The sequence below is a fragment of the Stutzerimonas stutzeri genome, from assembly GCF_000952685.1.
Taxonomy (GTDB): Bacteria; Pseudomonadota; Gammaproteobacteria; order Pseudomonadales; family Pseudomonadaceae; genus Stutzerimonas; species Stutzerimonas stutzeri_E.
In genome coordinates, this window is sequence record NZ_JYHV01000016.1 from 32572 (window position 1) to 58400 (window position 25829).

Genomic DNA, 25829 nt, shown 5'->3' on the forward strand with positions numbered 1-25829 from the left:
GTCAGACCTCCATGCCGCGTTCCATTAGGGCTAGGGTATGGTTGACGAGGGCTTCGTGGCCAACCTCCGGATTGGCAAATATGCCCCGCCAGATGGACTCGGCGGCATAGGGCAGCATGGTTACGCCAATCAGGGAAACCACCAGCAGGCGTGGGTCCAGCGTCGGATTGAGCGCTCCACGCGCCTGGGCGGAGGCAAATCGCTGAGCCAGCAGCAACGGCACCATAGGCGCGATCCGGGTGGTCAGTTGTGCGCGCAGCAGGCCGCCCTCGCAAAGGATCTCGCGCACCCACAACGGTGGTATCCATGGGTTGTGTCGCACCATTTCGCTCATGCTACGGACGAAGGTGCGAACCAGGCGCTGCGGGTCGTCGTCCGTGGATCGCAGCTCTTCGGCGATTTCCTGGACCAGCGGCAAAAAGCGTTCCTCGACCATGGCGTCGACGAGTTGCTGCTTATTGCCAAAATAGTAGTTGAGCAACGCGGGAGTCACCCCGGCAGACTCGGCGATCATGCGCAGGCTACTGGCCTTGATGCCAGTGTGGGCGAACGTCTGGGTAGCAAGATCGAGTAATTGATCGCGCTGTACCTGTTGGTGCGAGGCCGGACGACCAGCAGTGCGGCGAGTTTTATGAGCTTTTGGCATATTTAATTAATCAGGTAATTAATTAGTGTCGATGAAAGCATCATTCGCTCGATTGAACAAGCGTTGTGCATCTCGCTAGAGGCAGCGTTCAGGCTTTATGCTTTCAGCCCTTGTTCACGTAGACGCTTGTAAAGAGTGTTGCGACTCATCCCGAGGTTGCGGGCCAAATGCGAAATGTTTCCGCGACAAGCGTGGTAATGGCTGGCCAGATCGTCGCTGGGGGAGGGAGTGGCTTCCACAGAGCGTGGCGTCGGTTGGGTCGGAGCGCGTTCCAGATCGTCGAAGAAGTCGTCGGGTAAGTGCTCGGGGCGGATCGGCTGATCGTCGGCCAGGACCAACGCAACCTGGATAACACTGCTCAGCTGGCGGATATTTCCCGGCCAGGGATGGCTGTTGAATAAGCGCAGCACTTCGGCGCTCAACCCGGCCCACTGCTGCGGTTCTCGATACTGTTCCCAGATTCGCTGGAACAGCGCCTGCTTGTCGCGGCGCTCTCGTAAAGGCGGCAGTTCCACGCTGAGTCCGCTGACGCGGTAGAACAGGTCCTGGCGAAAGCGACCGTTCTCGACCTCTTGGCGTAGCGAGCGGTTCGTTGCGCAAATCAGGCGAAAGTCGACGGGGAAGGGCTCTCCGCCACCGAGCGGCTGGACGCTGCGGTCCTGCAATACGCGTAGCAGGCGCGCCTGGAGATTCAGCGGCATATCACCGATTTCGTCTAGGAACAGCACGCCTCGATCTGCCTTGCGGATCAAGCCGAGGCTGCCTTTCTGATGGGCACCGGTGAACGCACCTTTCTCGTAGCCGAACAGTTCGGATTCGATCAGTTCGCCGGGTATGGCAGCGCAGTTTACGGCGATCAATGGTGCCTTGGCCCGCGAGCTGGCTGCATGCAGCGCCTTGACCAGGACTTCCTTACCGACACCCGTTTCACCGTGCACCAGAATCGGAACATTCTTTTCCAGCATGAGTCTGGCCTGGCGAATCACCTTGTTGACTTGCGGGTCGCCCTGGTCGATGCCAGCCAGGTCGATGGGTTGTTCCGGTCGAGCTATCGTGCGGAAGTCGCGCGGCTGCATGCGAGGTTTCTGCGGACGTCGCACGATGCCGTGAAAGCGATGGCGGCCCATTGCTCGTAACAGCAAGGGCTGGTCTTCGGGTTGATTGAGCAGTTGTAATAAGGGGACATCAAACAGCGTGTCGATGCGGGTCCGCGCCAGTGTCACCCCGAGCAGATTGTCGGCACGCCGGTTGGCCGAGACGACCAGACCGGACTCGTCGAATAGCAGTAGCCCGGCCCACTGGCTGTCGAGATTGTCCTGTCCGGTGTTGAAGGTCAGCTGGAAATAGTCGTCATGGAACAGATTGAGGATCAGCCGATTCTCCACCGACTGGCTCATCATCTTGACCATGCCGAGCGTGTGCGAAGGGGGAAGATAGCTGTCGCTGGAGACGTCGAGTACGGCGATCAGCTGGCGCTGCGCATCGAAGATGGGGGAAGCCGCGCCGGAAAGATAGCGATTGGCCTTGAGGAAGTGCTCGTCGCGCTGAATGTGTACGGCCTGCCCGCTGGCCAGCGCAGTGCCGATCGCATTGGTTCCGGTGTCGCGCTCCATCCAGCTCGCGCCAGGCTTGAATCCGCGCTGCTGTGCGGGTTCTACAAAGCGTCGATCGCCCCAGGATTCGAGCAGCTGCCCGCCACTGTCCGCCAAGAGAATCAGGCAGCTCGAATTCGAAAGAATGTTTTCGTAGTAGGGGAGCACTTCGCGCTGGGTGGTTTGCACCAGGCTGCGCTGGCGTTCCAGCAGCGCATCGATGTCCTGCTTTGCGGGTTGGCCGAAGCTGGGAATGCTGAGCGGGTTCAACCCGTAGCGCTCGCAGCGGTTCCACGAATCTTCCACGAGAGCCTGATGCGAGATGGACTGGGCTGGGTCGGCCATGTTGCCTCTCTGAATGTGCAATTTATTGTTGTTATCGACCGCTGACGCGGCTATCGGCTTTGAACAGTCTTGTTCATTTCTGTTCACTGTCAATGTTCACAATTGTTCATTTTGAACACTTGAGAACAACGTTTTCTGCGGAAAACAACGAACTAGAGCCTTTTCCGGCGCTGGCACGGATATCGCTCTTCATCCTTCCATAACAATAGAAGGATGCGACATGTCCCTCACGCTGGAACACGTCACCAAATCCGTCGATGGGCAGCTGCATATCGACGACGCCAGCCTGAATTTCGAGCCAGGCTCATTCAACGTTCTGATCGGACGAACGCTGTCGGGCAAGACGTCGCTGATGCGACTCATGGCGGGGCTCGACAAGCCGAACCAGGGACGGATCCTGATGAACGGCGCCGATGTAACCGGCGTACCGGTGCGCAAGCGCAATGTGTCGATGGTGTACCAACAGTTCATCAACTATCCGACGTTGAGCGTCTTCGAGAATATTGCCTCACCGTTGCGACAGGCTGGCATGAGCAAGGCGGAAATCGAGCTCAAGGTCCGCGAAACCGCTGAGATGCTGCACATCGAAGGCTTTCTTCAGCGGCACCCGCTAGAACTCTCGGGCGGGCAGCAGCAACGCACTGCGATGGCCCGGGCATTGGTCAAGGACGCAGATTTGATCCTGTTCGACGAGCCGCTGGTCAATCTCGACTACAAGCTGCGTGAAGAACTCCGCCAGGAGATGCGCGAGCTATTCAAGACGCGGCGCAGCATTGCTGTCTATGCCACCACCGAGCCCAACGAGGCGCTGGCGCTCGGTGGAACGGCCACTGTCCTGCATGAGGGTCGCGTGATTCAGAGCGGACCGACGTCCGAGGTTTACCACCGGCCGAGTCAGATGCTCAGTGCCGAGCTGTTCTCCGAGCCACCAATCAACCTGTTGCCGGGACGGATCGCCGCCAACGAGGTGAGCTTCCAGGAATGTATGCACTTTCCCCTTAATGCCGACCTGCGTGCACTTAACGAAGGGGAATACCGGTTCGGCATCCGCCCCAGCCATATCGGGCTGGTGCCGTCCAATGACGACGACCTCGAGGTGTCCGGCATGGTCGAGCTGGCGGAAATCAGCGGTTCGGAAACCTTCCTGCACGTACGCAACGAACATTTCAGCCTGGTGCTACATCTGCAGGGTGTGCACGACTACGCCGTTGATTCGCCGATCCGGGTGTACATCCCGACCCACAAGCTGTTTGTGTTCGATGCTGGTGGGCAGTTGGCCCAGGCACCGGCCCGACGCGTCTGAGGAGAGCGCCATGGCGGAGATTCGCTTGCAGAACCTTGCCCATAGTTACAATCCGCAGCCGAGTGGTGCGGCGGACTATGCCATTCGCGAGATGGACCACGTGTGGGAGCAGGGTGGCGCCTATGCGCTGCTGGGCCCTTCCGGCTGCGGCAAGTCGACCCTGCTCAACATCATTTCCGGTTTGCTCAGCCCATCTGAGGGGCAGGTGCTGTTCGACGCGCGAGAAGTCAACAGAATGTCGCCAGAGCAACGCAACATCGCTCAGGTTTTCCAGTTCCCGGTCGTCTACGACACCATGACCGTCTTCGATAATCTGGCCTTCCCGTTGCGCAATCAGGGCGTTCCGGAAGCGCGGGTTGCCAGCAAGGTGCACGAAATCGCCGAGGTGCTCGATCTCCATCCGCTACTCAAGCGAAAAGCCCGCAACCTGACCGCGGATGAGAAACAGAAAGTGTCCATGGGGCGTGGCTTGGTACGGGACGATGTGTCGGCAATTCTCTTCGACGAGCCGCTCACCGTCATCGATCCTCATCTGAAATGGAAGTTGCGGCGCAAGCTCAAGCAGATTCACGAGCAGTTCAATATCACCATGATCTACGTCACCCATGATCAGCTGGAGGCATCGACCTTCGCCGACAAGATCGCGGTGATGCATGGTGGGCAGATCGTTCAGTTCGGTACGCCACGGGAACTGTTCGAGCGTCCACAGCACACCTTTGTCGGCTTCTTCGTCGGCAGCCCGGGAATGAACCTGATCGACGTGCGGGCCGAAAAGGGCGGTGTCGGGTTCGGCGATCTGCATCTACCGCTTTCCGATACCTTGCTCGGGAGATTGCCCGATGTAGCTGGGTGTCGCTTGCAGATCGGCATTCGTCCGGAGTTCGTTCAGGTTTCCGACGAGGCCGCAGTAGGCGGGATGCAGGCCGACGTGGTGCGAGTGGAAGACCTGGGCACCTACAAGATCGTCACGCTTCGCCTGCAAGAACATTTGCTCAAGGCGCGACTGCCAGAGGATCAACCCGTCCCGAGAGGCGAGGCCTGGGTAGGCTTCCCTGCCCAGTGGCTGATGCTCTACGCCGATGATCGGCTGGTGGAGGAGGCGCCATGACCAAGGTCCAGAACAACCGTGCCTGGTGGCTGGTGCTGCCAGTATTTCTGCTGGTCGCCTTCAGTGCGATTCTGCCGATGATGACCGTGGTGAACTACTCGGTTCAGGACATCTTCGATTCCTCGACGCGGTTCTTCGTGGGGGCGGACTGGTACCGCCAGATCCTTCATGATCCTCGACTGCACGACTCGCTGCTGCGGCAGTTCATCTTTTCCGGCTGCGTGCTGCTGATCGAGATCCCGCTGGGTATCGCGGTTGCTTTGACCATGCCGACACGTGGCCGCTGGGCGTCGCTCTGTCTGATCGTGATGGCGATTCCGCTGCTCATTCCATGGAACGTAGTCGGCACCATTTGGCAGATCTTCGGGCGTGCCGATATCGGGCTGCTGGGGTACGGCCTGCGTGAGCTGGGTATCGACTACAACTATGCCTCCAATACACGGGACGCGTGGGTGACGGTACTGGTCATGGATGTCTGGCACTGGACGTCACTGGTTGCGTTGCTCTGTTACTCGGGGTTGCGGGCCATCCCCGACGCCTATTACCAGGCCGCGCGCATCGACAGGGCGTCGTCCTGGGCGGTGTTCCGCTACATACAGTTGCCGAAGCTCAAAAGCGTGCTGCTGATCGCCGTGATGCTGCGCTTCATGGACAGTTTCATGATCTACACCGAGCCGTTCGTGCTTACCGGCGGCGGGCCGGGCAACGCCACCACCTTCCTCAGTCAGACGCTGACCAAGATGGCGGTGGGCCAGTTCGATCTAGGCCCGGCGGCGGCGTTCTCGCTGATCTATTTCCTGATCATCCTGCTGGTGTCCTGGCTGTTCTATACAGCCATGACCCATGGCGACCAGAAATGACAAGGGCCTGCTTATGAACCTGCGCAAGCGAGCGGTATTGATCCTCTACATCGTCTTTCTGATGGTGCCGATCTACTGGCTGGTCAATATGTCATTCAAGAGCAACACCGAGATTCTCGGCGGCCTTACGCTCTGGCCTCGGGGCTTCACGCTGGACAACTACCGGGTGATCTTCACCGATCGCAGCTGGTACAGCGGCTACATCAATTCGCTGTATTACGTTTGCCTGAACACAATCATTTCGCTGACCGTGGCGTTGCCGGCTGCCTATGCTTTTTCCCGCTTCCGCTTTCTCGGCGACAAGCACCTGTTCTTCTGGCTCTTGACCAACCGCATGGCGCCTCCGGCGGTTTTTCTGCTGCCGTTTTTTCAACTCTATTCGTCGATCGGGTTGTTCGACACGCATATCGCGGTGGCGCTGGCGCACTGCCTGTTCAACGTACCCCTGGCGGTCTGGATTCTCGAAGGCTTCATGTCTGGTGTGCCCAAGGAGATCGATGAAACCGCCTATATCGATGGTTACAGCTTTCCCAAGTTCTTCGCGAAGATTTTCATCCCGCTGATTGGCTCGGGTATTGGCGTGACGGCCTTCTTCTGCTTCATGTTTTCCTGGGTCGAGCTGCTGCTGGCTCGCACGCTGACCTCGGTCGACGCCAAGCCCATTGTTTCGGTGATGACGCGGACCGTTTCCGCTTCAGGAATTGACTGGGGTGTGCTGGCAGCCGCCGGCGTGCTGACCATCCTGCCGGGCATGCTGGTGATCTGGTTCGTCCGCAATCACGTGGCCAAGGGCTTCGCCCTCGGACGGGTATAGGAAGGAGATCACCATGAATTGGATGGCTTGGACCACCCCTACTGCAGCCTTCTTCGCGGTAATTGGCGTGATGCTGGCGCTGATGAGCGCTTGGGAGCTGAGGCGGCCTTGTGTGCCACGCAAGGGTTTCCTGCCTATCGTCACCACGCGCGGCGATCGATTGTTCATTGGACTTCTGGGCAGCGCCTATTGGCACCTTCTGCTGATAGGGCTGACCGACTGGAGCATCTGGATAGCGTCCGCGCTATCTCTCGTCTGGTTGTTTGCAGTGATGCGCTGGGGTTGAGCCTCGCGGCCCATCCCTCCGAAAAACCCAAAGGAGGTGTTTATGTTCGAGAATAAAAACAACACCCGACATGGCATGGCGATCGCGGCCTTGCTGACGTTGTCCGGCATTGCAGGAACGGCATGGGCTGATGCCTATGAAGATGCGGCTAAGAAATGGGTCGAGTCGGAATTCAATCCTTCGACCCTCTCGCCGGAACAGCAGATGGAAGAGTTGCGCTGGTTCATCAAGGCCGCTGAGCCCTTCCGTGGGATGGAAATCAACGTCGCTTCGGAAACCATCACGACCCATGAATATGAATCCAAAACCCTCGCACGGGCGTTCAGCGAGATTACTGGCATCCGTCTGCGCCACGACTTGATGCAGGAGGGCGACGTCGTCGAAAAACTGCAGACGCAGATGCAATCCGGCAAGAACATTTACGATGGCTATATCAATGACTCCGACCTGATCGGCACTCACTTTCGTTACGGCAAGGCGGTCGCCATCAGCGACATGATCAAGAACGAGGGCAAGGACGTTACCTTGCCGACGCTCGACCTCGATGATTTCATCGGGATTTCCTTTACCACCGGCCCAGACGGCAAGCTCTACCAGCTACCTGACCAGCAATTTGCCAACCTCTACTGGTTTCGCGCGGACTGGTTCGAGCGTCCCGAGCTGAAAAAGCAGTTCAAAGAGCGTTATGGCTATGAATTAGGCGTGCCGGTGAACTGGTCCGCCTATGAAGATATCGCCGAGTTTTTCAGCAAGCACGTCAAGGAAATCGACGGTCAGCGCGTCTATGGCCACATGGACTACGGCAAGAAAGATCCTTCGCTGGGCTGGCGCTTCACCGATGCCTGGTTCTCCATGGCGGGAGCTGGTGACAAGGGGCTGCCAAACGGCTTGCCGGTGGACGAATGGGGCATCCGCGTCGAGGATTGCCATCCAGTCGGCTCGAGCGTGGCTCGTGGCGGCGCAACCAATGGGCCAGCGGCTGTCTACGCGACGCAAAAATACGTCGACTGGATGCGTGAATACGCCCCGCGTGAAGCCCAGGGCATGACGTTCTCCGAGTCCGGGCCGGTACCGGCGCAAGGCAATATCGCGCAGCAGATATTCTGGTACACCGCCTTCACAGCCGACATGACCAAGCCGGGTCTACCGGTCGTCAACGAAGACGGCACGCCTAAGTGGCGGATGGCGCCATCTCCCAAAGGGCCATATTGGGAAGAGGGCATGAAGCTCGGCTATCAGGATGCTGGCTCCTGGACCTTCCTCGACTCGACGCCCGAGAAGCGCCGTCTGGCTGCATGGCTCTACGCGCAGTTCACCGTGTCGAAAACCGTGTCGCTGAAGAAGACTCTGGTCGGCCTGACGCCGATCCGTGAATCCGACATCAATTCCGATGCCATGACCGAAGCGGCACCGAAGCTGGGAGGCCTGGTCGAGTTCTATCGCAGCCCTGCGCGGGTGCAGTGGACGCCAACCGGAACCAATGTGCCGGATTATCCACGTCTGGCGCAGCTCTGGTGGCAGTACATCGCCGAAGCGGCCAGCGGCGACAAGTCCCCTCAAGAGGCGCTGGATGGTCTTGCCGAAGCGCAAGACACCATGATGGCGCGACTGGAGCGGGCCAACGTCCAGCCCAAGTGCGGTCCAAAGCTTAACGAGCCGCGTGACCCGGAGTACTGGCTGAAGCAGCCTGGTTCACCGAAACCCAAGCTGGAAAATGAGAAGCCTCAGGGCCAGACCATCAGTTATGACGAGCTGATCAAGTCTTGGGAACAGGAGCGCTAAGCGCCGACACGTTCGTTAAAAGCGCAAAAAAAAACGGCACCTCAGGGTGCCGTTTTTTCATCACGCTGGCTCAGGGCAGCGCCCGACGATCAGGCTTCGTTCAGGTCAGCTATGCAAATGTTCTGCGGCGTGCAGCGTATTTTCCAGCAGACAGGCGCGGGTCATCGGACCCACACCGCCAGGCACCGGGGTGATCCAGCTGGCGCGTTGTACCGCCACCTCGAACTCGACGTCCCCGACCAGTTTGCCGTCGGCTTGGCGGTTGATCCCGACATCAATGACGACTGCGCCTTCCTTGATCCAGTCGCCTTTTACCAGGCCTGTAATACCCGTCGCGACCACGATCAGATCGGCGCGCTTGACGTGATCGGCCAGATCATGGGTAAAACGATGGGTGACGGTCGTCGTGCAGCCTGCCAGCAGCAATTCCAGCGCCATGGGCCGCCCTACGATGTTGGACGCGCCCACAACCACGGCGTTGAGCCCGTGCAAATCTATGCCGGTGCTTTCAAGCAGCGCCATGATGCCTTTCGGCGTGCACGGACGCAGTAGCGGCATCCGCTGAGCGAGTCGGCCAATGTTGTACGGATGGAAGCCATCGACGTCTTTGTCCGGACGGATGCGTTCAAGCAACTGCGAGGCGTCCAGATGCTTGGGCAGTGGTAGCTGTACGAGAATGCCATCGATGAGCGGATCCTCATTGAGCTGATCGATAAGTGCCAACAGGTCCTTCTGGCTGGTCGTTGCCGGTAGATCATGGGCGATAGACTTGAATCCGACTTCCTCGCAGTCCTTGCGCTTGTGTGCCACATAGACCTGAGACGCCGGGTCCGTGCCCACGAGAATCACTGCCAGTCCCGGTATCCTGAGGCCCTGCCGAGATCGCTCGGCAACCCTGCCTGCAATCTGTTGGCGGATGTTGGCAGCGATCTTTTTACCGTCGATCAGTTTTGCGGTCATGACGCTTGATTAACCATCGAGAAGGATTGAAAAAGGAGGCGCATTCTCGCACGGTGACACCGTCCGGCAAAGGCAATGCGACGGCGGAATCCCGTAACTCCTTTACCAGGCTGAATTTTTTTCGGTTTGGCTGTTGACGGCATGCCGGCAGGCCATTAAGATTCGCCCCGCTTGTCGAGCACAGCTTGCTGCTGGGTAAGACGGCTTTTGAAGGTCGAGGCCTTCATTGGCTGAAGCTTGAAGTCTGCGCTCTGATAGGTTGCAGATAAGAGCGCCCGTAGCTCAGCTGGATAGAGCATCCGCCTTCTAAGCGGATGGTCGCAGGTTCGAGTCCTGCCGGGTGCGCCATTTCGGGCTCTGGCAAAAGCAAGGCAATATGGTGGGCGTAGCTCAGTTGGTAGAGCACAGGATTGTGGCTCCTGCGGTCGTGGGTTCGAACCCCATCGTCCACCCCATATTCCGAAACGCCAGGCACTGCCTGGCGTTTTCGTTTAGCAGATTTGCGGACGTGGTGAAATTGGTAGACACACCAGATTTAGGTTCTGGCGCCGCAAGGTGTGAGAGTTCGAGTCTCTCCGTCCGCACCATGTAGAACGTTGAAAGCCCCGAATTTCGGGGCTTTCGCGTATCTGGGATATGGCAAAAGCACGCGTGAGTGTTCCCAGTGCGTTCCCATGAAAGTGAGCGCGTCAGGTCAAAAAACCCACTTCCATGGCTGGTGCCGCGATTTCGCCTGACCCCAAAAAAACGGGTAATTTTGGTAAGGTCGATTTTTAAACGGTTAAAAGCGTAACGAATTCAATACCTTGCCACCATTAGTTAAAGATAATAATAAGAGTAATAAAATAGGTACGTGAATTACCTCAAGTAGTGGTGAGGTGTTCGTTTTATGAATTCCTTTAAAATCAGCCGCTTGCAATAAAATTACTTTTTGCCTTACCGGACACCATCTGGATGATGCGCCAACAGTTCGTCCGCGAGCCGGGTCATTCGCATCTGGGCGAAGGCTTCCCGCCCGTGGAGTGGCTGATGGACATGCGCCTGGACAAGTTTCACCGCCAGGTCGTTCGAGGGGGCACCACCCTGTTTCGCTACGGCACCCGTCTGGGCAATCCGGCGCTTCGCCACCGGCTGATACAGAAGCTGGCGGATTACGCCATAGTCGTTTCACCCGGGCAGGTCGTGACGACCCTGGGTGCCAACCACGCCATGGACCTGATCATCCGTCGTTACGTTGCGCCACGTGACGTGGTGCTGGTCGAGGATCCGGGATACTACCCCCTGTTCGGCAAGCTGCAGCTGCAAGGCGCGCGCATGCTAGGCGTACCGCGCCATGCCGATGGGCCGGACCTCGACGCGCTGACGCGCATCCTCAAGCGGCACAAGCCCAAGTTGTTCTCCATACAGTCGGTTGGCCACAACCCCACCGGCTCGGACCTGTCACCCGCCAAGGCCCATCGGCTGCTGTAAATGGCGGAGGTGCATGACCTGCTGATTGTCGAAAACGATGCCATGGCCGACTTCAAATCCAGCTCTGCAGTCAAGCTATCGGCCCTGGATCAGTTGAACCGCCCCCTGTATTGGGCAGCTTTTCCAAATCGATCTCGGCGGCGCTGCGCGTCGGCTTCATCGCCGGCAGCAAGCAGCGCATCGAGGAACTGGCAGATCTCAAAATGCTTCTGCACAACTGCGGCGCTGAATGCAGCGAGCGCACCATTGAGGTGATTCTGGGAGAAGGCCCTTTCTGAGGCATCTGGTGCGTCTGCAGGAGAGTGTCTGATCCTGCACGCCAGGCAGGCGGACCCCTCGGTGGTATTGCTGTGCCAGACATGACAGTGGTGCAGAAGGTCACATAACGCCGCCGCTTGCGGCGGCCGGTTACCGGCCGGCCGGCGTGCCGTAAACAACTGCTTGATCGTGTTGCCGCCTGACGAGGCTGCTTCGAATGGCTGCATGGGATAATCTTGCGTCACGACAACCATGAAGCGGCGAGCTGAACGATGGGTTTTGAGCAACTAGCTGAGCTACGGGACCGCCTGCGGGCTGAAAAGCAGCAGGTGAAGACTGAAAGTACGAAGCAGCGCAAGAGGGAGCCGGCCTTGCAAACGAAGCCTCGTGAGCAAGATCCTGCGGTGGAAGCAATATGGCGGTTGCAGAAGCATTTTCCGTTGGCCTTCCCGGTCAACCCGGCCCCCAAGGTCCCGCTCAAAGAGGGCATTCTCAAAGATGCCGAGCAACACTTGGAGCTGCTCGGAATATCCAGCGAACAACTCAAGTTGGGCATCGCGACCTGGTGCAGGGGGAGCCGATATTGGGCAAGCATGATTGAGAATGCTCCGCGTCTCGACTTGAACGGCCAGGCGGTTGGCTCGGTGACAGCCGCTCAAGCGCTACACGCGAAGCAGCAGGCTAAGCGGCAACGCGGACAAGCGCGACGCACTCAGTCAAAGGTGAAAGAACCTCTCCCTGCAGCCGATACTATTGCGCAAAAGACTGCGGATTAAATCAATTGCGTCCGGCACCGAGACGCCCGATCAGCCCAGCACTGGCAGCAGGTAAGAGGAATGATGAGGCGACTCGAGGGAACTGAAGCCCGGCTAGCTCGTTACTACCCATAAGGGGGCTAGCTTCGGTTAAGCCCTGGCGTCAGCTTCCCCTTCGGTCACGCTGCGCTTCTTAACTCGCTTATCGCGCTGTCCAGTTCATTCCAGTTCCGTAGCGCTTAGCTGCTTGGGTCATCTATACGAGTGCGCTCGTGAGCCCAGGTTGGCGAGGGCTCAGCTCAGGTGCTTCTAGCGCGTGTCACTCGGTATTGATGACCGTCGCTCTGAGCAGATAATATTTCTAAGTGGACACGCTTAAAGACCTAGCAGATAGCCACCGAGCACGATCAACAGCATCAGTCCGGAGGCCTTCAGAATACGGTTGGATGTCATCAGCCTAACGAATGCCGCGTTTTTCCTCGCACGCTTCTCACTGATCTCGGACGCGGCATCAGGATGCAGATCGCCGATGAACGCTCGGTTGCTGTAGAGCAGATACCTCGCTTGTTCAGCTTCAGAGGCAAGCGGGCAGGCAATACCGTAGACGTTCCGACCTTCCGCATTAGGCCCTATTGGCGCTACGAATGAATCGACTCCGTAACGTCGAAGTGCTGAGTTCAGATAGTCGGCCTGGCCTTCGTCTGTGGTTTCATGTACGTAAAACATCCTGTGTCTCGTTAGTCGCAGAGCGGTGGTGACATTGATAACCGCTCCAGGGCTCGCTGGTCTGGAGCCGGGACGACATATTAGCTTGTTGTAGCGATATGGCGCGGTGTTTCAGGACCTGGTGATCGATAATGCGGTTAGACGCTTACTCGGGGCGTAAAGCAGTGCTCTAGATTGACCAGAGCGACCATTAGGCGACGCAGTTCGACGTTACGGTCACAGCCCTGATCGCTCTGTCGCGCTCATGCTGGGTGCTTAGGAGCCCCACGAATATGGAACCACGGCTGGGGCGAAGGCGCCCAGGATCGTTGCGTTGCGGTTATTGTCTCGGGCCATAACCGTCAGCGGGCTTGTGGCCACTTCTATGTAGGACAACAGCAGAACGCCGCCCTAAACCCGTCGGCCCACCAACTGTTCGGCCAGCCGGTTAATCTGGTGTACCACATTGGCCGCGTCTCAGTCGGGGGAGCCGCTGGCCGCCCAAGCTCCGGGCTGTTGCGCGACCAGTTGCCTTGGCGGCATGGCGAGAAATCGAATGAGCAATGTTCGAAGAGGTGCTCCACTATGCTCGACAGCCCTGGCTACCGACAGCAGTGTGGCTTGCACAGGCAGGACGCAGTGCAACGTCGGTAGAGCTTGCGGAGGTGTGTTGCAGTGGAACGGCCCCTGTCGGGGCCATTCTCATCAGCTCGAACGTTAGCGAACCCTGAAGCGATTCACCAAGGCCGTTAGGCGGGCATTGGTGCCAAGTAGGGACTCTGTGCTTCGGTCGACGCTCACGCCGCTTTCGACCAGCTCTTCAACCACGTGGCGCACTGCGACCATGTTCCGATTGATCTCCTCGGCCACGGCGCTTTGCTCTTCGGCGGCTGTCGCGATCTGAGTACTGAGGTCGTTGATGTGAACGACCGAGCTGGCCATCTCGTCCAGCCCGACAGTGACCTGAGCGGTCTTGTCGGCTGTCGCCTGGCAACTGGCCTTGGTTTGTTCCATGGCCTGCACGGCAGAGCCCACAGCTTCTTTCAGGCGTTGGAGCGTTTCATTGATTTCGGACGTGCTCTGTTGGGTACGTGCGGCGAGTGCGCGGACTTCGTCGGCGACGACTGCAAAACCACGGCCCTGCTCGCCGGCTCGTGCCGCTTCGATCGCGGCATTGAGTGCGAGTAGATTGGTTTGTCCGGCGATGTCACCAATGACGCCCAGTACATCGTTGATGCGCTGGGCGTCGGCCTGCATCGCCTGGACCTTGGCCGTCGCGCTTTCCACTTCGCTGACCAACGAGCGCACGCTGCTGGATGCATCGTCAACCACCAGCTTGGATGAGATCGCGTTGTGGTTGGCCGTTTTGGTGAAGGTCGCCGTGTCGCTGGCGCTGTGAGCAACCGACTCGGCAGTCGAGCTCATTTCGTTGATCGCCGTAACGGCTTGGTCCGTTTCCGAGGCATGCCGGGCAAGCGCATCGTTGGTAGAACGTGACAGCTGCTTGAGTTGCGCGATCTCGGACTGGATCTGGGTGGTGGCGTCACTTACGTCGATCATCATCTTCTGCAGGTAGCCGATGAATCCATTGACGGAGCGTCCGACCTGGTCGACCTCGTCTTCACCCTTGATATCGATACGCTTGGTCAGGTCGGCGTCGCCCGCGGACAAGGAATCGATGTTTGTCCTTAGAACGCCAAGTCGCTTCATGAGCTGGTTGATCGCAACAAGCATGAGGACTAGCAGGACGAGCACCATTGGAATTTGCAGGGATGCAAGCGTCCTGAGCATCGCATCGCTTCGTGCCTCGAGCTTGGCGGTCGGTAGGGCGGCGGCGAGGAACCACGGCGTACCATCGACAGGTGCCATGAAGAAAGTGAATTCTTCTCCGGTCTTGTTCGTGAATACCTCCCGTCGTAGCGGTTGCGGCGGACTGGCGAGCGCCTTCTGTACGGTCGCGATGAAGGGCGACTGGCTGGCCATGTCGGAAACGTTGCGCAGCACCATGTCCGAGCCCAGCTGCGGCTGGTTGCTGAGGATCTTGCCATCGGCTTCGACGATCATGACTTCGCCTTCGATCTCATCCTGCTTTTCTGCAACCAAGCGGTTGAAGAAGCCAAGGGTGAGATCGATCGTCGACACGCCCCAGGGGGAGCCGTCCTTATAGATGGTCATGGCGCAATTGGTACGTGGCTCCGCACTGGCGTCGTCCTGGTACGCGGCTGCCCAGACGCATTTGCCGCGAGGTGCCTGCATGCCGGCCCGGTGCCATGGCTCCTCGAAGTAGTTACGCGACTCTGGCGAGTTCCAGTGGGTATTGACGATAAGCTTCCCCGACGCGTCCCGGTGGTAGAAGGTGCTGTGCTTTGCGCGGCCTTGTGTGCGGACCTCTGGGAGCGGCCAGATGCCGCCGCCGAAGACCTTGATATCACCGTACTGGTCGACAAGGCCGGGCAGGACCCGATCGATCCCGTCACTGTCGAGCATCGGCACCGTCTGGGTGATGCTGCGTGCTTGCGCCTCGACTCGCGCCAGTTCCATCGCGATGTGCTCGCCAATCTCAGTGACCTGGGACATGACGATGGTTTCGCCCGCAGCCATGAGTTGCGGGGTAACGAAGCGCTTGACGCCCAGCATCGTGAGCAGCATGACCAAGAGAACGAAGCTGATGAAGGCGGTTGTGTAGCGAGCTTTAATGGTACGCAAAGTGAACATGGATCCTGAACCTGTAGACAGCCGGCCCGACCCGGGCGTGGCGATGGCTCCCTATCGGCTAGTTGACCGATTAGTTAAGAAAAGGGCGACTGGCGGTCATCGTGGTTCAGTGCTCGATACGCCCAGCGACCGATGCGCTTGTGCCGAAGTCCAGGGCGTCACTGATTCACAGGGCAGGGGGTGGGGCTTACGGTCGACAATGGAAGCTGAGCATGCTTCCCTGAAGCGTCCAGTCGCTAATGGACGAACGCATATTCGCTCGCGGTCGTGAAGCGCCACAGACCGCATTAAGGGTGCGTAGGAGCCTTAGAGTGTCAACAGGGAAGCAAGACAGTCACCGGTTTTCTAGGCCGCTTGCCGTACCGGTCGAGCAGTCGCGGATGCCGGCTCTCGTTGTTGGCTTGGAGACGCGGCGGCAGGTGGTTCTGGTCGGGTATCACAGACCAGACCGGTGCCGTCGTCGCTTAACCCAACAGTGCATCGATACGTGAACTGGCCCGCTTGACGGCTTCATCGAGTTGATCACCGCCGATGGCCGTGTATTCCAGACTGACCGTTGCCACATCGTGGATGCCCAGCATGCCCAGCACTGCAGTAAGGTAGGGCTCCTGGAAATTCATGTGTGTGTAAGCTCCCCCTTCACCGTACCCATGGCCGCCTCGCACGAGCAGCAGATACGCTTTCTTGTCGAGCAATAGACCTGCGTAGGGGCTGCCGGGTGTGCCGGGCACCAGGCGGGTAGTGATTCCCATACGAATAATCTGATCAATATAGGCTTTCAGCGTACTGGGCACCGACAGGTTGTGCATGGGGCAGCCGATCACGATCTGGGTGGCTTGCTTCAGCTCGCTCACCAGTTCGTCGCTGAGCGCCAAGATGTCTTTCTGTTGAGAGTCCCGGCCCTCGGGCGGTGTGAAAGCGGCCTGGACCCAGCGCTCATCCACATGTGGAATTGGCTGGTTGCCCAGCTCGCGGTAGACGATTTCGCCGCTCGGGTATCGAAGGCGCCAAGAACGCACAAAGCGTTCTGTCATTTGCCGACTGTACGACGCACTGCGCTGCGGGCTGGTGTTGATGACGAGCAATTGTTCCATGAGCGACTCCTTGGTCTTTCGATATCCAGAATTACCGTTGCACCAGTTCGGGCAGCGAATCCGGTCTGAGGATCTGGGGCAGTAGTCGTGGCTCGGCTTCACCCGCTCCGTACCACAGGTACAGCGGAACGCCTGAGCGACCGTGGCGTTCTAGAAATGCGGTGATGATGGGATCGCCATTGGTCCAGTCGCCACGCATCACTTCAACCCCGGCAGCGGCAAAAGCCTGTGCGGTTGCGTCACGGTCGATGGCGACTTGCTCGTTCGCCTTGCAGGTGATGCACCAGTCAGCGGTGAAGTAAAGGAACACCGGTACCTTATCAGCGCGAAGTTGGGCCAGTTGCTTCTCGTCGAACACGTGCCGCTGCACATCCGAAGCCGGTGCGGTTTGCCCTGTTACCAGACTCCAGCCCAGGCCGAGCGACAGGATCAATGCAACAGCAGCGGGTAACCAGGCGTTGCGTTTCAGTTTCTGCTGCCAGAGGCCAGTCAGCCAGAGCCCGAGTGCAAGCAGCATGGCGCAGCCCAGGGATGCGACCAGTGCATTGGCCGGCACCTGATGGCTAAGTACCCAGAGGAGGGCGAGCGCGGTGAGAAACATTGGCACCGCGAGGACGTGGCGCAGGGTTCCCATCCAGGGACCGGGTCTGGGCAAGCGTCGTTGTAGCGAGGGGACGAACCCCAGCGCCAAGAAGGGTAACGCGATTCCCAGACCAAGCCCGGCGAATACCAGCATGGCTGCGGCAGTCGGTAAAACCAGCGCAGCGCCCAGGGCTGCTGCCATGAACGGCCCGGAGCAAGGCGTGGCGATGAAGGCCGCGAGCGCGCCGGTCCAGAATGCACCGCCGACGCCGCTTTGCTTGGTTAGCTTGGCTCCAGCATCGATCGCTGCCAGCTCGAACAGCCCGGCCAGATTGAAGGCGATGGCGGTGGTAAGCAACATCAGGGTCAGAATCACGCTAGCGTTCTGCAGTTGGAAGGCCCAGCCGACCTGGGCGCCAGCAGCACGCAGGGCGAGTAGAACGGCGCCGAGCAAGACGCACACCAACACCACACCGCTGGTGTAGGCCACGGCGTCGCGACGAGCTATAGCCGGGCTGATGCCAGAGCGCGCCAAGCTCAAGGCCTTGAGGCTCAGGATAGGGAAAACGCACGGCATCAAGTTCAACAACAGTCCGCCGGCAATCGCCCCGGCCAGCGCGAACAGGATGACGCTCAAGCCGCTGTCGGTCCCGCTCGCCGGGCTGCCGCGTTTCGCATGTATATCCAGCCCCAGGTCATCACTCAGTTTCAGCGTGGCCTGGAAAGCATCGGGTACTTGAGCTCCCGCGCGGGTTTCCAGAATCAGTTCATCGCCGCGGCGCTCAACGCGTTGGGGAGCTGCGTTGTCGATCGCCCCCTTGGTTGCTGAAAACAGATGAGGATTCCGGATCGAGACGCCGGCTGGAAGGGGCACGCGAAGGCTTAGGCGATCGCCGTCCACGTCATAACTGGCCGGCGTGGCCAGTGGCCTGGGCAGCGCCTGGCGCCAGCTGGCGAAACGGGCTGCGACGCCCGGCGACTGATGACCGTCGCCGACATGCAATGTCATGCCCAGCGAGGCCCGCTCAGGGACGCAGGCGTCGTACCGACAGGCCAGATATTGCATATCCACACGGATCGGCAATGCGGTCCCGTCTGGCAGGTTGTCTTCGAGAGACAGGTCTACAAGCAACGCATAGGGATGCTCGTAGACATGGTTCATCAGACCTTCGATCAGCAGCGTTTGCGGCAGCGGATAAGCGGGATCGCCCACCGTTACACCGTCCGGCAGATGCCAGGTGAACTTGGCGGGGAGACCGACATCGCCTGGTTGCTTCCAGTAGCCATGCCATTCGCCCTGGGGTTCCATGAAGATCGCCAATGTTGTGGTCGACCCGGATGAAGGCGCCTCGGTTGAAGCGATCAGCGAGGAGGCGATCAATACATCGTCCGGCCCAGGCATCTCGGCTGCCAGGCTAGGCAGATTGAAAGCGCACAGGCAGAGGCAGAGCAGAAGCCTGTTTAGCGATAGCAGTGGCATGCGGTTCCTGACGAAGGTATCGAGTGAACAAAGAGAGGAGGCATCATGGCGCCTCCTTCCGCAACCGCGGGGCGCAACGGGTCAGGGCAGCGCTTTTACGGCCTCTACGAGATTGCTGTCCTGCGGTTTGAGGATGCTGGTGACACGGCCTTGCGCATCCAGGAGTACCACCGTCGGGATGTCCCGAATGGCGAAGGCACGAAAGAGCTCGTCCTGCTCGTCGAGCGCCAGCGGCAGAGTGGTCGGTGTGGTGTTCTTGTAGTCCTGCAGGTCGCTGGCCGAGACCCACAGGCCTGAAGAAACGCCCAGCCATTCCATGTCGCTCTGGCCCATCAGGTTGTCCACATCCTTGCGTACCCGTAGGCAAGCCTGGGACGTCTCGGGCCGGCTTTCCTCGAGATAGGACTCGCACCAGGGGGCGAAGAACACCAGCGCACGTGGTTTGTCACCCTTGCCCAGCTTCACATGATCACCGTCGAGGGTTTCGATGCTCAGGTCGGTCACGGTGTCGCCCACGCCGAACTGCGGCGTTTCGGGCGCTGTGTTGGCCTCCGAGTGACTGGCGGAGGCTGTCTGCTCCGATACGGCCCGCTCCAGCGCAGCGTGCAGCGCCTGATCATCGAGGTGACCAATATGGGATATCAGTCCATCCCGGCCGATCACCACATGCTGGGGGGTTACCCGTAGGTTGAGGTCCGCCGCCAGGCTGCCGTCATCGATCACGATCGGCATGGTCAACTGATGCTCCTTGCGGTATGCGCGGATCGAGTCAATGTCGTCGCTGAAGCCGGTGTTTACCGCGATGACCTGCACCTTGTCGCCCATCGTCTGTTGCAATTGCTCGAAGCCGGGCATCTGCTGGCGGCAAGGCACGCACCATGTGGCCCAGAACTTCAGGTAAACCGGCTTGTTACCGTACAGCTCAGCCAGATCGATTTTTTTTCCATCGATGGTTTCCAGCACAGCAACCGGCCCGGGATGTCCGATCAGCGAAGCGCCGGCGGTGCGTGCCCGCCGCTCACCCTCATCGTCGAGACTGTCGTCGGCGTGAGCCGAGTGGAACACGAAACCGAGCACGAGCAGTGCCGCGAACTGCTTGATGAATGACAGGAAAGACGGTGATTGCAAGGGGAACTCCTAGACCGGGTTGGGCATGAAATAGGTCGTTGTAGTGCTTCATCATATGGATTGAAGGTTCAATAAAAAGGCCCATGAACGGCAAATCTGGCTGTACCATCGGCGCGCCTGTACCGCTTTCGAACGCCAGGCCTCCTTTCGTCTTTTTGTCAACGCCAGCGGGTGATGGATGCATGGAAGATTTGCGCATTGAACTCAACCGCGAGGCGGGGCTTTCCCTGGTTGAGCAAATCGTTGGAGCCATTGGCAGATCGATCGGCGAGGGGCATCTGTATGCGGGTGCTCGCTTGCCATCCTGGCGGGACCTCAGTGTTCAACTAGGCGTAGCCCGTGGCACCGTGCGGGCGGCTTATGAGCGATTGATCGACGATCAGTTGATCGTCTCCCGGGGCGCTGCGGGTACCTTTGTCGCGCAGCCGTTACCTGCGGTCCGGGCGATTGACGCCAGCAGTTTGCGCTCGCCATTACCGGACTTCTACCAGCATCCATTCAGCAACGCACCCATGGTGTTCCAGGCTGGCATACCCGCGCAGGACGTTTTTCCCTACAAAGTATGGTCACGCATTGCCGCGGGCGCGGCCCGTCAGGCCGCAATGGCTCCGGTCAGCTACCCGGACCCTCGCGGCGAGCCCGGTTTGCGGACCGAGATCGCCGCCTATCTTTCGGTGGCGCGAGGCGTCATCTGTGCGCCAGAGCAGATCGTCATCACCTCGGGCTACTCGGGTGGCCTAGGGCTGATCCTGCATGCGCTCGGTTTGCGAGGGCAGACGGCATGGATGGAAGATCCCGGCTATCCAATGACCCGAACGGCGCTTTCCATGGCGGGGATCGAGTCGGTACCCGTCAGGGTTGATGCACAGGGTTTGAACGTCGAAGAGGGTATCCGACACGCGCCGAACGCGGCGTTGGCAGTCGTCACCGCAGGGCAGCAGGCACCTCTGGGTGTGACGTTGTCGCTGGCACGGCGCCTTCGCCTGCTGGAGTGGGCTGAGAGGAATGGCAGCTGGATCATAGAAGATGACTACCTGAGCGAGCTGCAACTCGCAGGTCGAGCGGCCCCGGCTCTTGCCTCCCAGGATCGTTCAGGTCGGGTCATTCACATTGGCACTTTCAGCAAAACCATCAACCCGGGTTTGCGCCTAGGGTTTGTTGTGGCTCCGGCATCCTTGGCAAACCGGGTCGCAGACACAGCGGCTGCGCTGGCACCTGCGGCGTCGATCGCCAGCCAATGGGCGCTCGCCGAGTTCATGCGCAAGGGCCATTACCTGCGCCACCTGCGCAGAATGAAGCGCACCTATGCCGCCCGGTTGGCCGCTCTACAGCGTGCCTTGAACGTTCCAGGCACGAGCGAAGCGATGGCCGGACTTGCTTTGCTGTTGCACTTGCCTCGAGGCACGGACGACGTTGCCATCAGCCAGGAGGCGTTGGCATTCGGGATTGCGCCGTTACCGTTATCCATCTGGTATGCCGATGCTGCACAGGCCCAAAGTGGATTGCTGTTGGGCGTGACCAATGTTCCAGCCGAAGGCATTGAGGATTGCTGCAGACATCTGGTTCAGCTCACTGAATCACTGATATAGGCGCGGATTCCCGGCCCAGAATACGGTACCAGGCCGTTTGCAGGTTGATTACCGCAGGTCGGCGGTGCTCGGAAGAAAGCCGGTATCGATTGGTCTTGCAGAAGCTCACCGCACCGTTGGATGGCTTGCTGGGGGTATGGCTGTCAGGCGGCGGCCCGGACATCGCCGTCCGATGCGGATCAGGAGGCCCTGTCGTTACGAAACACATCGCACCGTTCGCGAGGGGATTCATGCTGCGTCTGGTCGGCCGAAGCGTTATCGCTCACACGTCAGGTCCCGTTGAAATGCAGTGCGTTGCTCGATGGGTTGGGCTGTCATTGAATTTTCATTCATGAGGGTTCTCATGGACGGTGTTTACATCATCCGATCCAGCCAGTAGCGAGTATTGCGCCCGGCCCACGTAAGCTCATGTAGTCACTGTACTTTTCTGGTGCTTCGAGAAAGGAATAGACAATGACCGTCAAAGCGACGAGTAACGCAGGCGACAACCCCAGAACGGACTCGAATTCCACAAGAGCGTGGGAGCAGGCGGCTGAGGGGGCCAAGGAAGCAGGCATAAATTGGGAGCGTCCAGCAGACGACAAACGCTCAGCACAAGAGATTATCGACGATACGCCGCTGCTGAAAAATCTGGGAAACCAGAGCGGCGTGAAGGACAAGTTGAAAGAGCGCGTCGGCGATTTCGAGAAAGATGCCGATGCGGCGTACCGGGCCGCGCAGGTCCTGGAGCATATCGAGAAGTTCGACGAAAGCGGCAACCGTATCGCCAGCAACGATGTGGATAACGGCAGAGTAGACGGGTTCACTAGCAGCGGCGAGGCGAGACATGCCACCGAAGCGGGTCGACTGCAGGACTTCGGGAAATATGGCTTCACCCACCTCAAGGGTGAGCTCAACGATGTCAGCACTGTTGGCGACGACACCGAAGCCCGAGAGCAGGCCGAGGCCGCCGGCATCCAATGGGAACGTCCGGACGGGGATGACCGCTCAGCGCAAGACATCATCAATGACAATCCCCTGCTCAAGAACCTAGGTAACCAGAGCGGCGTCAAAGACATGCTCAAAGAGCGGGTCGGCGATTTCGAAAACGATGCCGATGCCGCTTACCGAGCCGCTCAGGTACTGGAACATGTCGAGAAGCTTGATGGCGACGGTAACCGCATCATCAGCGGCGACATCGGCAACGGCAGCATCAATGGCTTCACCAAGAGCGGCGAGGCGAGGGCGAACACCGAGGCCGGACGTCTACAGGATTTTGGGAAGTATGGATTCTCTCACCTCAAGGGGGAGCTCAATCAGGTGTCCGCTGCAGCGGATGACAAGCAATCACGCGAAATAGCCGAGAAGCTGGGAATCAAATGGGAACGTCCCGAAGGTGATGAGCGCTCTGCCCGGGACATCATCGACGACAGCCCGTTGCTGAAAAACCTTGGGAACCAGAGCGGCGTCAAAGACATGCTCAAGGAGCAGGTTGGCGACTTCGAGAAGGATGCCGATGCCGCTTACCGAGCGGCTCAGGTTCTCGAGCATATCGAGACGATGGACAGTTCAGGCGAGAAGATCGCCGGGAAAGATGTCGGCAATGGGAGTGTCGATGGCTTCACCAAGAGCGGCGAAGCGAAGAACGGCACGGAGGCCGGGCGTCTTCAGGACTTCGGCAAGTTCGGCTTCTCCCACCTCAAAGGCGAACTCAAGGACCCGGCGTCGGCCGCCAATGACAAGGACGCTCGCGAACAGGCGGAAAAACTCGGCATCGTGTGGGAGCGGCCGGACAGCGATGATCGCTCGGCACAAGACATCATCAATGGCGATCCATTGCTCAAGAATCTCGGGAACCAGAGCGGCATCAAGGACATGCTGAAAGACCAAGTCGGCGATTTCGAGAAGGATGCCGACGCCGCGTTCAGGGCTTCGCAAGTACTCGAATTTATCGAAACACATGACAGCGACGGAAAGCTTTTGTCTGGAAGCGATGTGGGCAATGGCAGCATTGACGGCATCACCAAGGATGGCGAAGCGAGGAATGGCACCGAAGCAGGCCGCCTCCAGGACTTCGGTAAGTACGGTTTCTCAAGCCTCAAGGGACCTGAGGCTACCGAAGACAGCAGACTGGATTTCGAACGCAAGAGCGCCGGTCTGCCTTTGGATTCCGAAACGGATGTGGCCAACCTGGAAACCACGACTGCCGATCCGAATGACAAGAATCGCAAGTTGACCGTAGGCGAGCTGACCTGGCAGAACCTGATCAGCGAATGGAAGACCGGCATCGACAACGGCAGCATTGCAAAGGACGACGACCGCGCCAAGTTGTACAACGCCTTGCGCGCCCAGGCTGCCAGCGAGAATGGCCTGGACATGGTGACGCTGGACATGTCTATGGGTCAGAGCACGTCCAAGGTCAACGGCGAGGACTTCGCCTCGATCATCGATCGAGCCAAGGTTGATGAGCAAACGGCCGAGCTGTTCGGCTCCAGCATTGTGCAAAAAGATTTCCAGGCCCAACAGGGCAAGGCCCTTGACGCGCTGCCGGACAAAGACGCGGTATTCGACAAGCTTGAGAAGATGGCCTTCTCCGAGGAGTACTCGCGCTACATTGCCGATCTGAAGGAGAGCGGCAAGGCTGATCTGGCTGAAGCCGATATCGGCAAGACCTACGCATCGCTCGCTGCCTTCGATCCGGACAAGGCCGCACAGTTTTCGCAGCACATGATGATCGATGCGACGACCCTGGATCTGGACAAGCTGCTCGCCGATCCCTCCGGAATCAATGACGAAAACACGGTACTTGCGACCCAGGACACCATCAAAACCCTTCTGACTGCGCTGAAGAAGGGTGGTGTCGACATGACCCGCCGTACTGTGGAAACCGAGCGTTTCGTGCAGGAGTTTCTGGGCAACAAGCAGACCGCCAAAGCGTTCGGTGAGGCCTTGAAGGAACTGGGCGCGACCTTTGCCAAAAACGGGACCGTGACCGCGGCCGATATCGACAAGGTCATGGGCAAGGACATCTACAAGACGTTGGGCGAGGGTGCCCACGGCAGCATGTTGAAGACCATCACCGAGCTCAATAGCAACGGCGTGCTCGGGTCGGCAGGCGGTCTGATTTCGCTGGCCTCTGGCATCTATCAGATCGCGGGCAAGGGCGGCACGCTGGCGGACACGCCAGAGGAGCGACTGGCCATCGCCAAGGACTTCGTCAGCGTGTTGGGCGCAGGGCAGCACTTCGTCAACTTGGGCAGCAATATCGTCGACAGCGTCCGTGGCACTCACGTCAATCAAATGTTGGGGCTCGACAAGTCCTTGCCGCAGATATTTGGAAAGGACGTGCCAGGCGGTGCCGGTCGGAACATGGGGCTGGTCGAAGGCGATTTGCATAAGATTCTCACGGACTTCAACACCGCCGTTGATGCCGCACCCATCGAAGACAAGGACAAGCTGGCGAAGAAGCTTGATCTGACGCCCGATCAGTGGGATCAGCTTAACGCCGGCTTCCGCGACGGCTTCGCCAAGAACCCGGGACTCAACGGCAGCACGCCGACCACCCGGGGCGTCTCGGCCTTTCTTCGGGTAATGGATGCAGGGGCCAATACCTTTACCGGTGTGGCCGACCTTGTGCTCGGGGGACTGAAGATCAAGTCAGGACTAGCCAGCAACGACAAGGTTGCAGTGGCGCAAGGGGCTATCACCGTGGCCGCCGGAGCATTCAACTTTGCTGGCGGTGGCGCACAGATGGCGGCGCTTCTGGGCTCCAATGCCGCCCGGGCCATTGCCGCGCCGCTACTGTGGGTAGGCGCCGCACTGACCGTGGCGTTGACACCGTTCCTGATCGTCGAGGACATCAAGCACAACAATCGCATGGACGCCCATCGCGACGACCTGCAGCAATTGTTCGCTGATCTGGACGAGCAGGGTCTGTTGACCGAAGACGGGTTGCAGCGCTTCGAGTTTCTTGACCAGTACATGTACAGCTATGGCCAGCGTGACGCGCCGGACGACCAGAGCATCTTCGAGTACCGCGAAGAGGAGTACGAGTTCTTCGTTGAGGATGGAAATCTGCCATCGCCAGGCTTTGACTACATCACACACGTGGATTACGACGGGGACGGAAGTAACTTGCAAACCCAGATGGATGAGGGAAGTACCGTAGCGAGTTGATCTATTTGTTCGGCTCCCTCGATCAAGGAAACCGAAGCACCAAGCTTGCCCGAGTGGCCTCTGGCCGTTCGGGCTTTTTTTTGCACTGACGGCCGATTGCTCGCGTGCATGATGACGGTCGTCAGTTCTGGGAGGCGCTTGGCCAGAAGGGGCGTAAACGGCTCTACCGTCTGTCAGGTGCGTGTCAATAAACTGCTCTGCA

General features: G+C 59.0%; 17 protein-coding genes, 3 tRNA genes and 1 pseudogene. 13 read left to right on the plus strand and 8 right to left on the minus strand.

The genetic code is table 11. The features are described 5' to 3' along the window. Position 1: 1 nt before the first annotated feature. Positions 2 to 646 carry a TetR/AcrR family transcriptional regulator gene (locus UF78_RS10320; RefSeq protein WP_045162119.1) on the minus strand — a complete coding sequence of 215 codons (645 nt, stop codon included), beginning with the start codon at positions 644 to 646 and terminating at the stop codon, positions 2 to 4. 95 nt (positions 647 to 741) lie between these two features. Beyond that, positions 742 to 2583 (minus strand): sigma-54-dependent Fis family transcriptional regulator, encoded by a 1842-nt coding sequence (locus UF78_RS10325; RefSeq protein ID WP_045162120.1) that lies wholly within the window; start codon positions 2581 to 2583, stop codon positions 742 to 744. 220 nt (positions 2584 to 2803) lie between these two features. On the opposite strand from UF78_RS10325, the gene UF78_RS10330 reads away from it, so the two are divergent. Genes UF78_RS10330 through UF78_RS10355 form a run of 6 tightly spaced genes read left to right on the plus strand, consistent with a single transcriptional unit; the run spans position 2804 to position 8736 of the window. Beyond that, positions 2804 to 3886 carry an ABC transporter ATP-binding protein gene (locus tag UF78_RS10330; RefSeq protein ID WP_045162122.1) on the plus strand — a complete coding sequence of 361 codons (1083 nt, stop codon included), beginning with the start codon at positions 2804 to 2806 and terminating at the stop codon, positions 3884 to 3886. 10 nt (positions 3887 to 3896) lie between these two features. Further along, positions 3897 to 4994, plus strand: coding sequence for an ABC transporter ATP-binding protein (locus UF78_RS10335; protein WP_045162123.1), 1098 nt, complete (start codon positions 3897 to 3899; stop codon positions 4992 to 4994). Beyond that, a complete protein-coding gene (locus UF78_RS10340) occupies positions 4991 to 5854 on the plus strand; it encodes a carbohydrate ABC transporter permease (protein WP_045162124.1) in 864 nt (287 codons plus the stop codon). Before UF78_RS10335 ends, UF78_RS10340 begins: the two co-directional genes overlap by 4 nt. Positions 5855 to 5867: 13 nt before the next feature. Continuing rightward, entirely contained in the window at positions 5868 to 6668 is an 801-nt protein-coding gene (locus tag UF78_RS10345) for a carbohydrate ABC transporter permease (protein WP_045162125.1), read from the plus strand. 13 nt (positions 6669 to 6681) lie between these two features. Further along, positions 6682 to 6954: a DUF2160 domain-containing protein gene (locus UF78_RS10350; RefSeq protein ID WP_045162126.1), complete on the plus strand. Its 273-nt coding sequence runs from the start codon at positions 6682 to 6684 to the stop codon at positions 6952 to 6954. A 42-nt stretch (positions 6955 to 6996) separates the two neighbouring features. Then, the gene (locus UF78_RS10355; protein WP_045162127.1) at positions 6997 to 8736 is read left to right on the plus strand and encodes an ABC transporter substrate-binding protein; all 1740 of its coding nucleotides are present in this window, start codon (positions 6997 to 6999) and stop codon (positions 8734 to 8736) included. A 105-nt stretch (positions 8737 to 8841) separates the two neighbouring features. Here UF78_RS10355 and folD read toward each other — a convergent pair whose 3' ends face one another. Beyond that, the gene (gene folD, locus UF78_RS10360) at positions 8842 to 9696 is read right to left on the minus strand and encodes a bifunctional methylenetetrahydrofolate dehydrogenase/methenyltetrahydrofolate cyclohydrolase FolD (protein ID WP_045162129.1); all 855 of its coding nucleotides are present in this window, start codon (positions 9694 to 9696) and stop codon (positions 8842 to 8844) included. 271 nt (positions 9697 to 9967) lie between these two features. Here folD and UF78_RS10365 point away from each other — a divergent pair. The 5 genes and pseudogenes from UF78_RS10365 to UF78_RS10385 all read left to right on the plus strand — a co-directional run bounded on the left by UF78_RS10365 (position 9968) and on the right by UF78_RS10385 (position 12200). Then, positions 9968 to 10044, plus strand: a tRNA-Arg gene (locus UF78_RS10365). 31 nt (positions 10045 to 10075) lie between these two features. Further along, positions 10076 to 10151, plus strand: a tRNA-His gene (locus UF78_RS10370). Positions 10152 to 10198: 47 nt separating this feature from the next. Further along, a tRNA-Leu gene (locus UF78_RS10375) sits at positions 10199 to 10283 on the plus strand. 355 nt (positions 10284 to 10638) lie between these two features. Continuing rightward, positions 10639 to 11467: pseudogene (locus UF78_RS10380) on the plus strand (PLP-dependent aminotransferase family protein); the annotation flags it as partial. Positions 11468 to 11696: 229 nt separating this feature from the next. After that, complete coding sequence (locus tag UF78_RS10385; protein WP_045162130.1) at positions 11697 to 12200, plus strand: ProQ/FinO family protein; 504 nt, start codon at positions 11697 to 11699, stop codon at positions 12198 to 12200. A gap of 354 nt (positions 12201 to 12554) precedes the next feature. On the opposite strand, the gene UF78_RS10390 is transcribed toward UF78_RS10385, so the two are convergent. From UF78_RS10390 to UF78_RS10410, 5 genes are all read right to left on the minus strand, one after another. Further along, positions 12555 to 12905 carry a hypothetical protein gene (locus UF78_RS10390; protein ID WP_045162132.1) on the minus strand — a complete coding sequence of 117 codons (351 nt, stop codon included), beginning with the start codon at positions 12903 to 12905 and terminating at the stop codon, positions 12555 to 12557. A 696-nt stretch (positions 12906 to 13601) separates the two neighbouring features. Continuing rightward, positions 13602 to 15599: a methyl-accepting chemotaxis protein gene (locus tag UF78_RS10395; protein WP_045162134.1), complete on the minus strand. Its 1998-nt coding sequence runs from the start codon at positions 15597 to 15599 to the stop codon at positions 13602 to 13604. A 464-nt stretch (positions 15600 to 16063) separates the two neighbouring features. Next, on the minus strand, positions 16064 to 16693 hold the full coding sequence (locus UF78_RS10400; protein WP_045162135.1) for an FMN-dependent NADH-azoreductase: 630 nt from the start codon (positions 16691 to 16693) through the stop codon (positions 16064 to 16066). Positions 16694 to 16724: 31 nt separating this feature from the next. Next, positions 16725 to 18755, minus strand: a complete 2031-nt coding sequence (locus tag UF78_RS10405; RefSeq protein ID WP_052679304.1) for a protein-disulfide reductase DsbD family protein — start codon at positions 18753 to 18755, stop codon at positions 16725 to 16727. A gap of 81 nt (positions 18756 to 18836) precedes the next feature. Beyond that, positions 18837 to 19883 (minus strand): TlpA family protein disulfide reductase, encoded by a 1047-nt coding sequence (locus UF78_RS10410; protein WP_080890588.1) that lies wholly within the window; start codon positions 19881 to 19883, stop codon positions 18837 to 18839. A 182-nt stretch (positions 19884 to 20065) separates the two neighbouring features. On the opposite strand from UF78_RS10410, the gene UF78_RS10415 reads away from it, so the two are divergent. Next, a complete protein-coding gene (locus UF78_RS10415) occupies positions 20066 to 21472 on the plus strand; it encodes a PLP-dependent aminotransferase family protein (protein WP_045162137.1) in 1407 nt (468 codons plus the stop codon). A 453-nt stretch (positions 21473 to 21925) separates the two neighbouring features. Continuing rightward, a complete protein-coding gene (locus UF78_RS22980) occupies positions 21926 to 25627 on the plus strand; it encodes a hypothetical protein (protein WP_052679305.1) in 3702 nt (1233 codons plus the stop codon). Positions 25628 to 25829: the final 202 nt, after the last annotated feature.

Bases quoted from the DNA above. Each gene is read 5' to 3' on its own strand.
- UF78_RS10320 (WP_045162119.1), bottom strand. From the start codon at position 646: ATGCCAAAAGCTCATAAAACTCGCCGCACTGCTGGTCGTCCGGCCTCG.
- UF78_RS10325 (WP_045162120.1), bottom strand. From the start codon at position 2,583: ATGGCCGACCCAGCCCAGTCCATCTCGCATCAGGCTCTCGTGGAAGAT.
- UF78_RS10330 (WP_045162122.1), top strand. From the start codon at position 2,804: ATGTCCCTCACGCTGGAACACGTCACCAAATCCGTCGATGGGCAGCTG.
- UF78_RS10335 (WP_045162123.1), top strand. From the start codon at position 3,897: ATGGCGGAGATTCGCTTGCAGAACCTTGCCCATAGTTACAATCCGCAG.
- UF78_RS10340 (WP_045162124.1), top strand. From the start codon at position 4,991: ATGACCAAGGTCCAGAACAACCGTGCCTGGTGGCTGGTGCTGCCAGTA.
- UF78_RS10345 (WP_045162125.1), top strand. From the start codon at position 5,868: ATGAACCTGCGCAAGCGAGCGGTATTGATCCTCTACATCGTCTTTCTG.
- UF78_RS10350 (WP_045162126.1), top strand. From the start codon at position 6,682: ATGAATTGGATGGCTTGGACCACCCCTACTGCAGCCTTCTTCGCGGTA.
- UF78_RS10355 (WP_045162127.1), top strand. From the start codon at position 6,997: ATGTTCGAGAATAAAAACAACACCCGACATGGCATGGCGATCGCGGCC.
- folD (WP_045162129.1), bottom strand. From the start codon at position 9,696: ATGACCGCAAAACTGATCGACGGTAAAAAGATCGCTGCCAACATCCGC.
- UF78_RS10385 (WP_045162130.1), top strand. From the start codon at position 11,697: ATGGGTTTTGAGCAACTAGCTGAGCTACGGGACCGCCTGCGGGCTGAA.
- UF78_RS10390 (WP_045162132.1), bottom strand. From the start codon at position 12,905: ATGTTTTACGTACATGAAACCACAGACGAAGGCCAGGCCGACTATCTG.
- UF78_RS10395 (WP_045162134.1), bottom strand. From the start codon at position 15,599: ATGTTCACTTTGCGTACCATTAAAGCTCGCTACACAACCGCCTTCATC.
- UF78_RS10400 (WP_045162135.1), bottom strand. From the start codon at position 16,693: ATGGAACAATTGCTCGTCATCAACACCAGCCCGCAGCGCAGTGCGTCG.
- UF78_RS10405 (WP_052679304.1), bottom strand. From the start codon at position 18,755: ATGCCACTGCTATCGCTAAACAGGCTTCTGCTCTGCCTCTGCCTGTGC.
- UF78_RS10415 (WP_045162137.1), top strand. From the start codon at position 20,066: ATGGAAGATTTGCGCATTGAACTCAACCGCGAGGCGGGGCTTTCCCTG.
- UF78_RS22980 (WP_052679305.1), top strand. From the start codon at position 21,926: ATGACCGTCAAAGCGACGAGTAACGCAGGCGACAACCCCAGAACGGAC.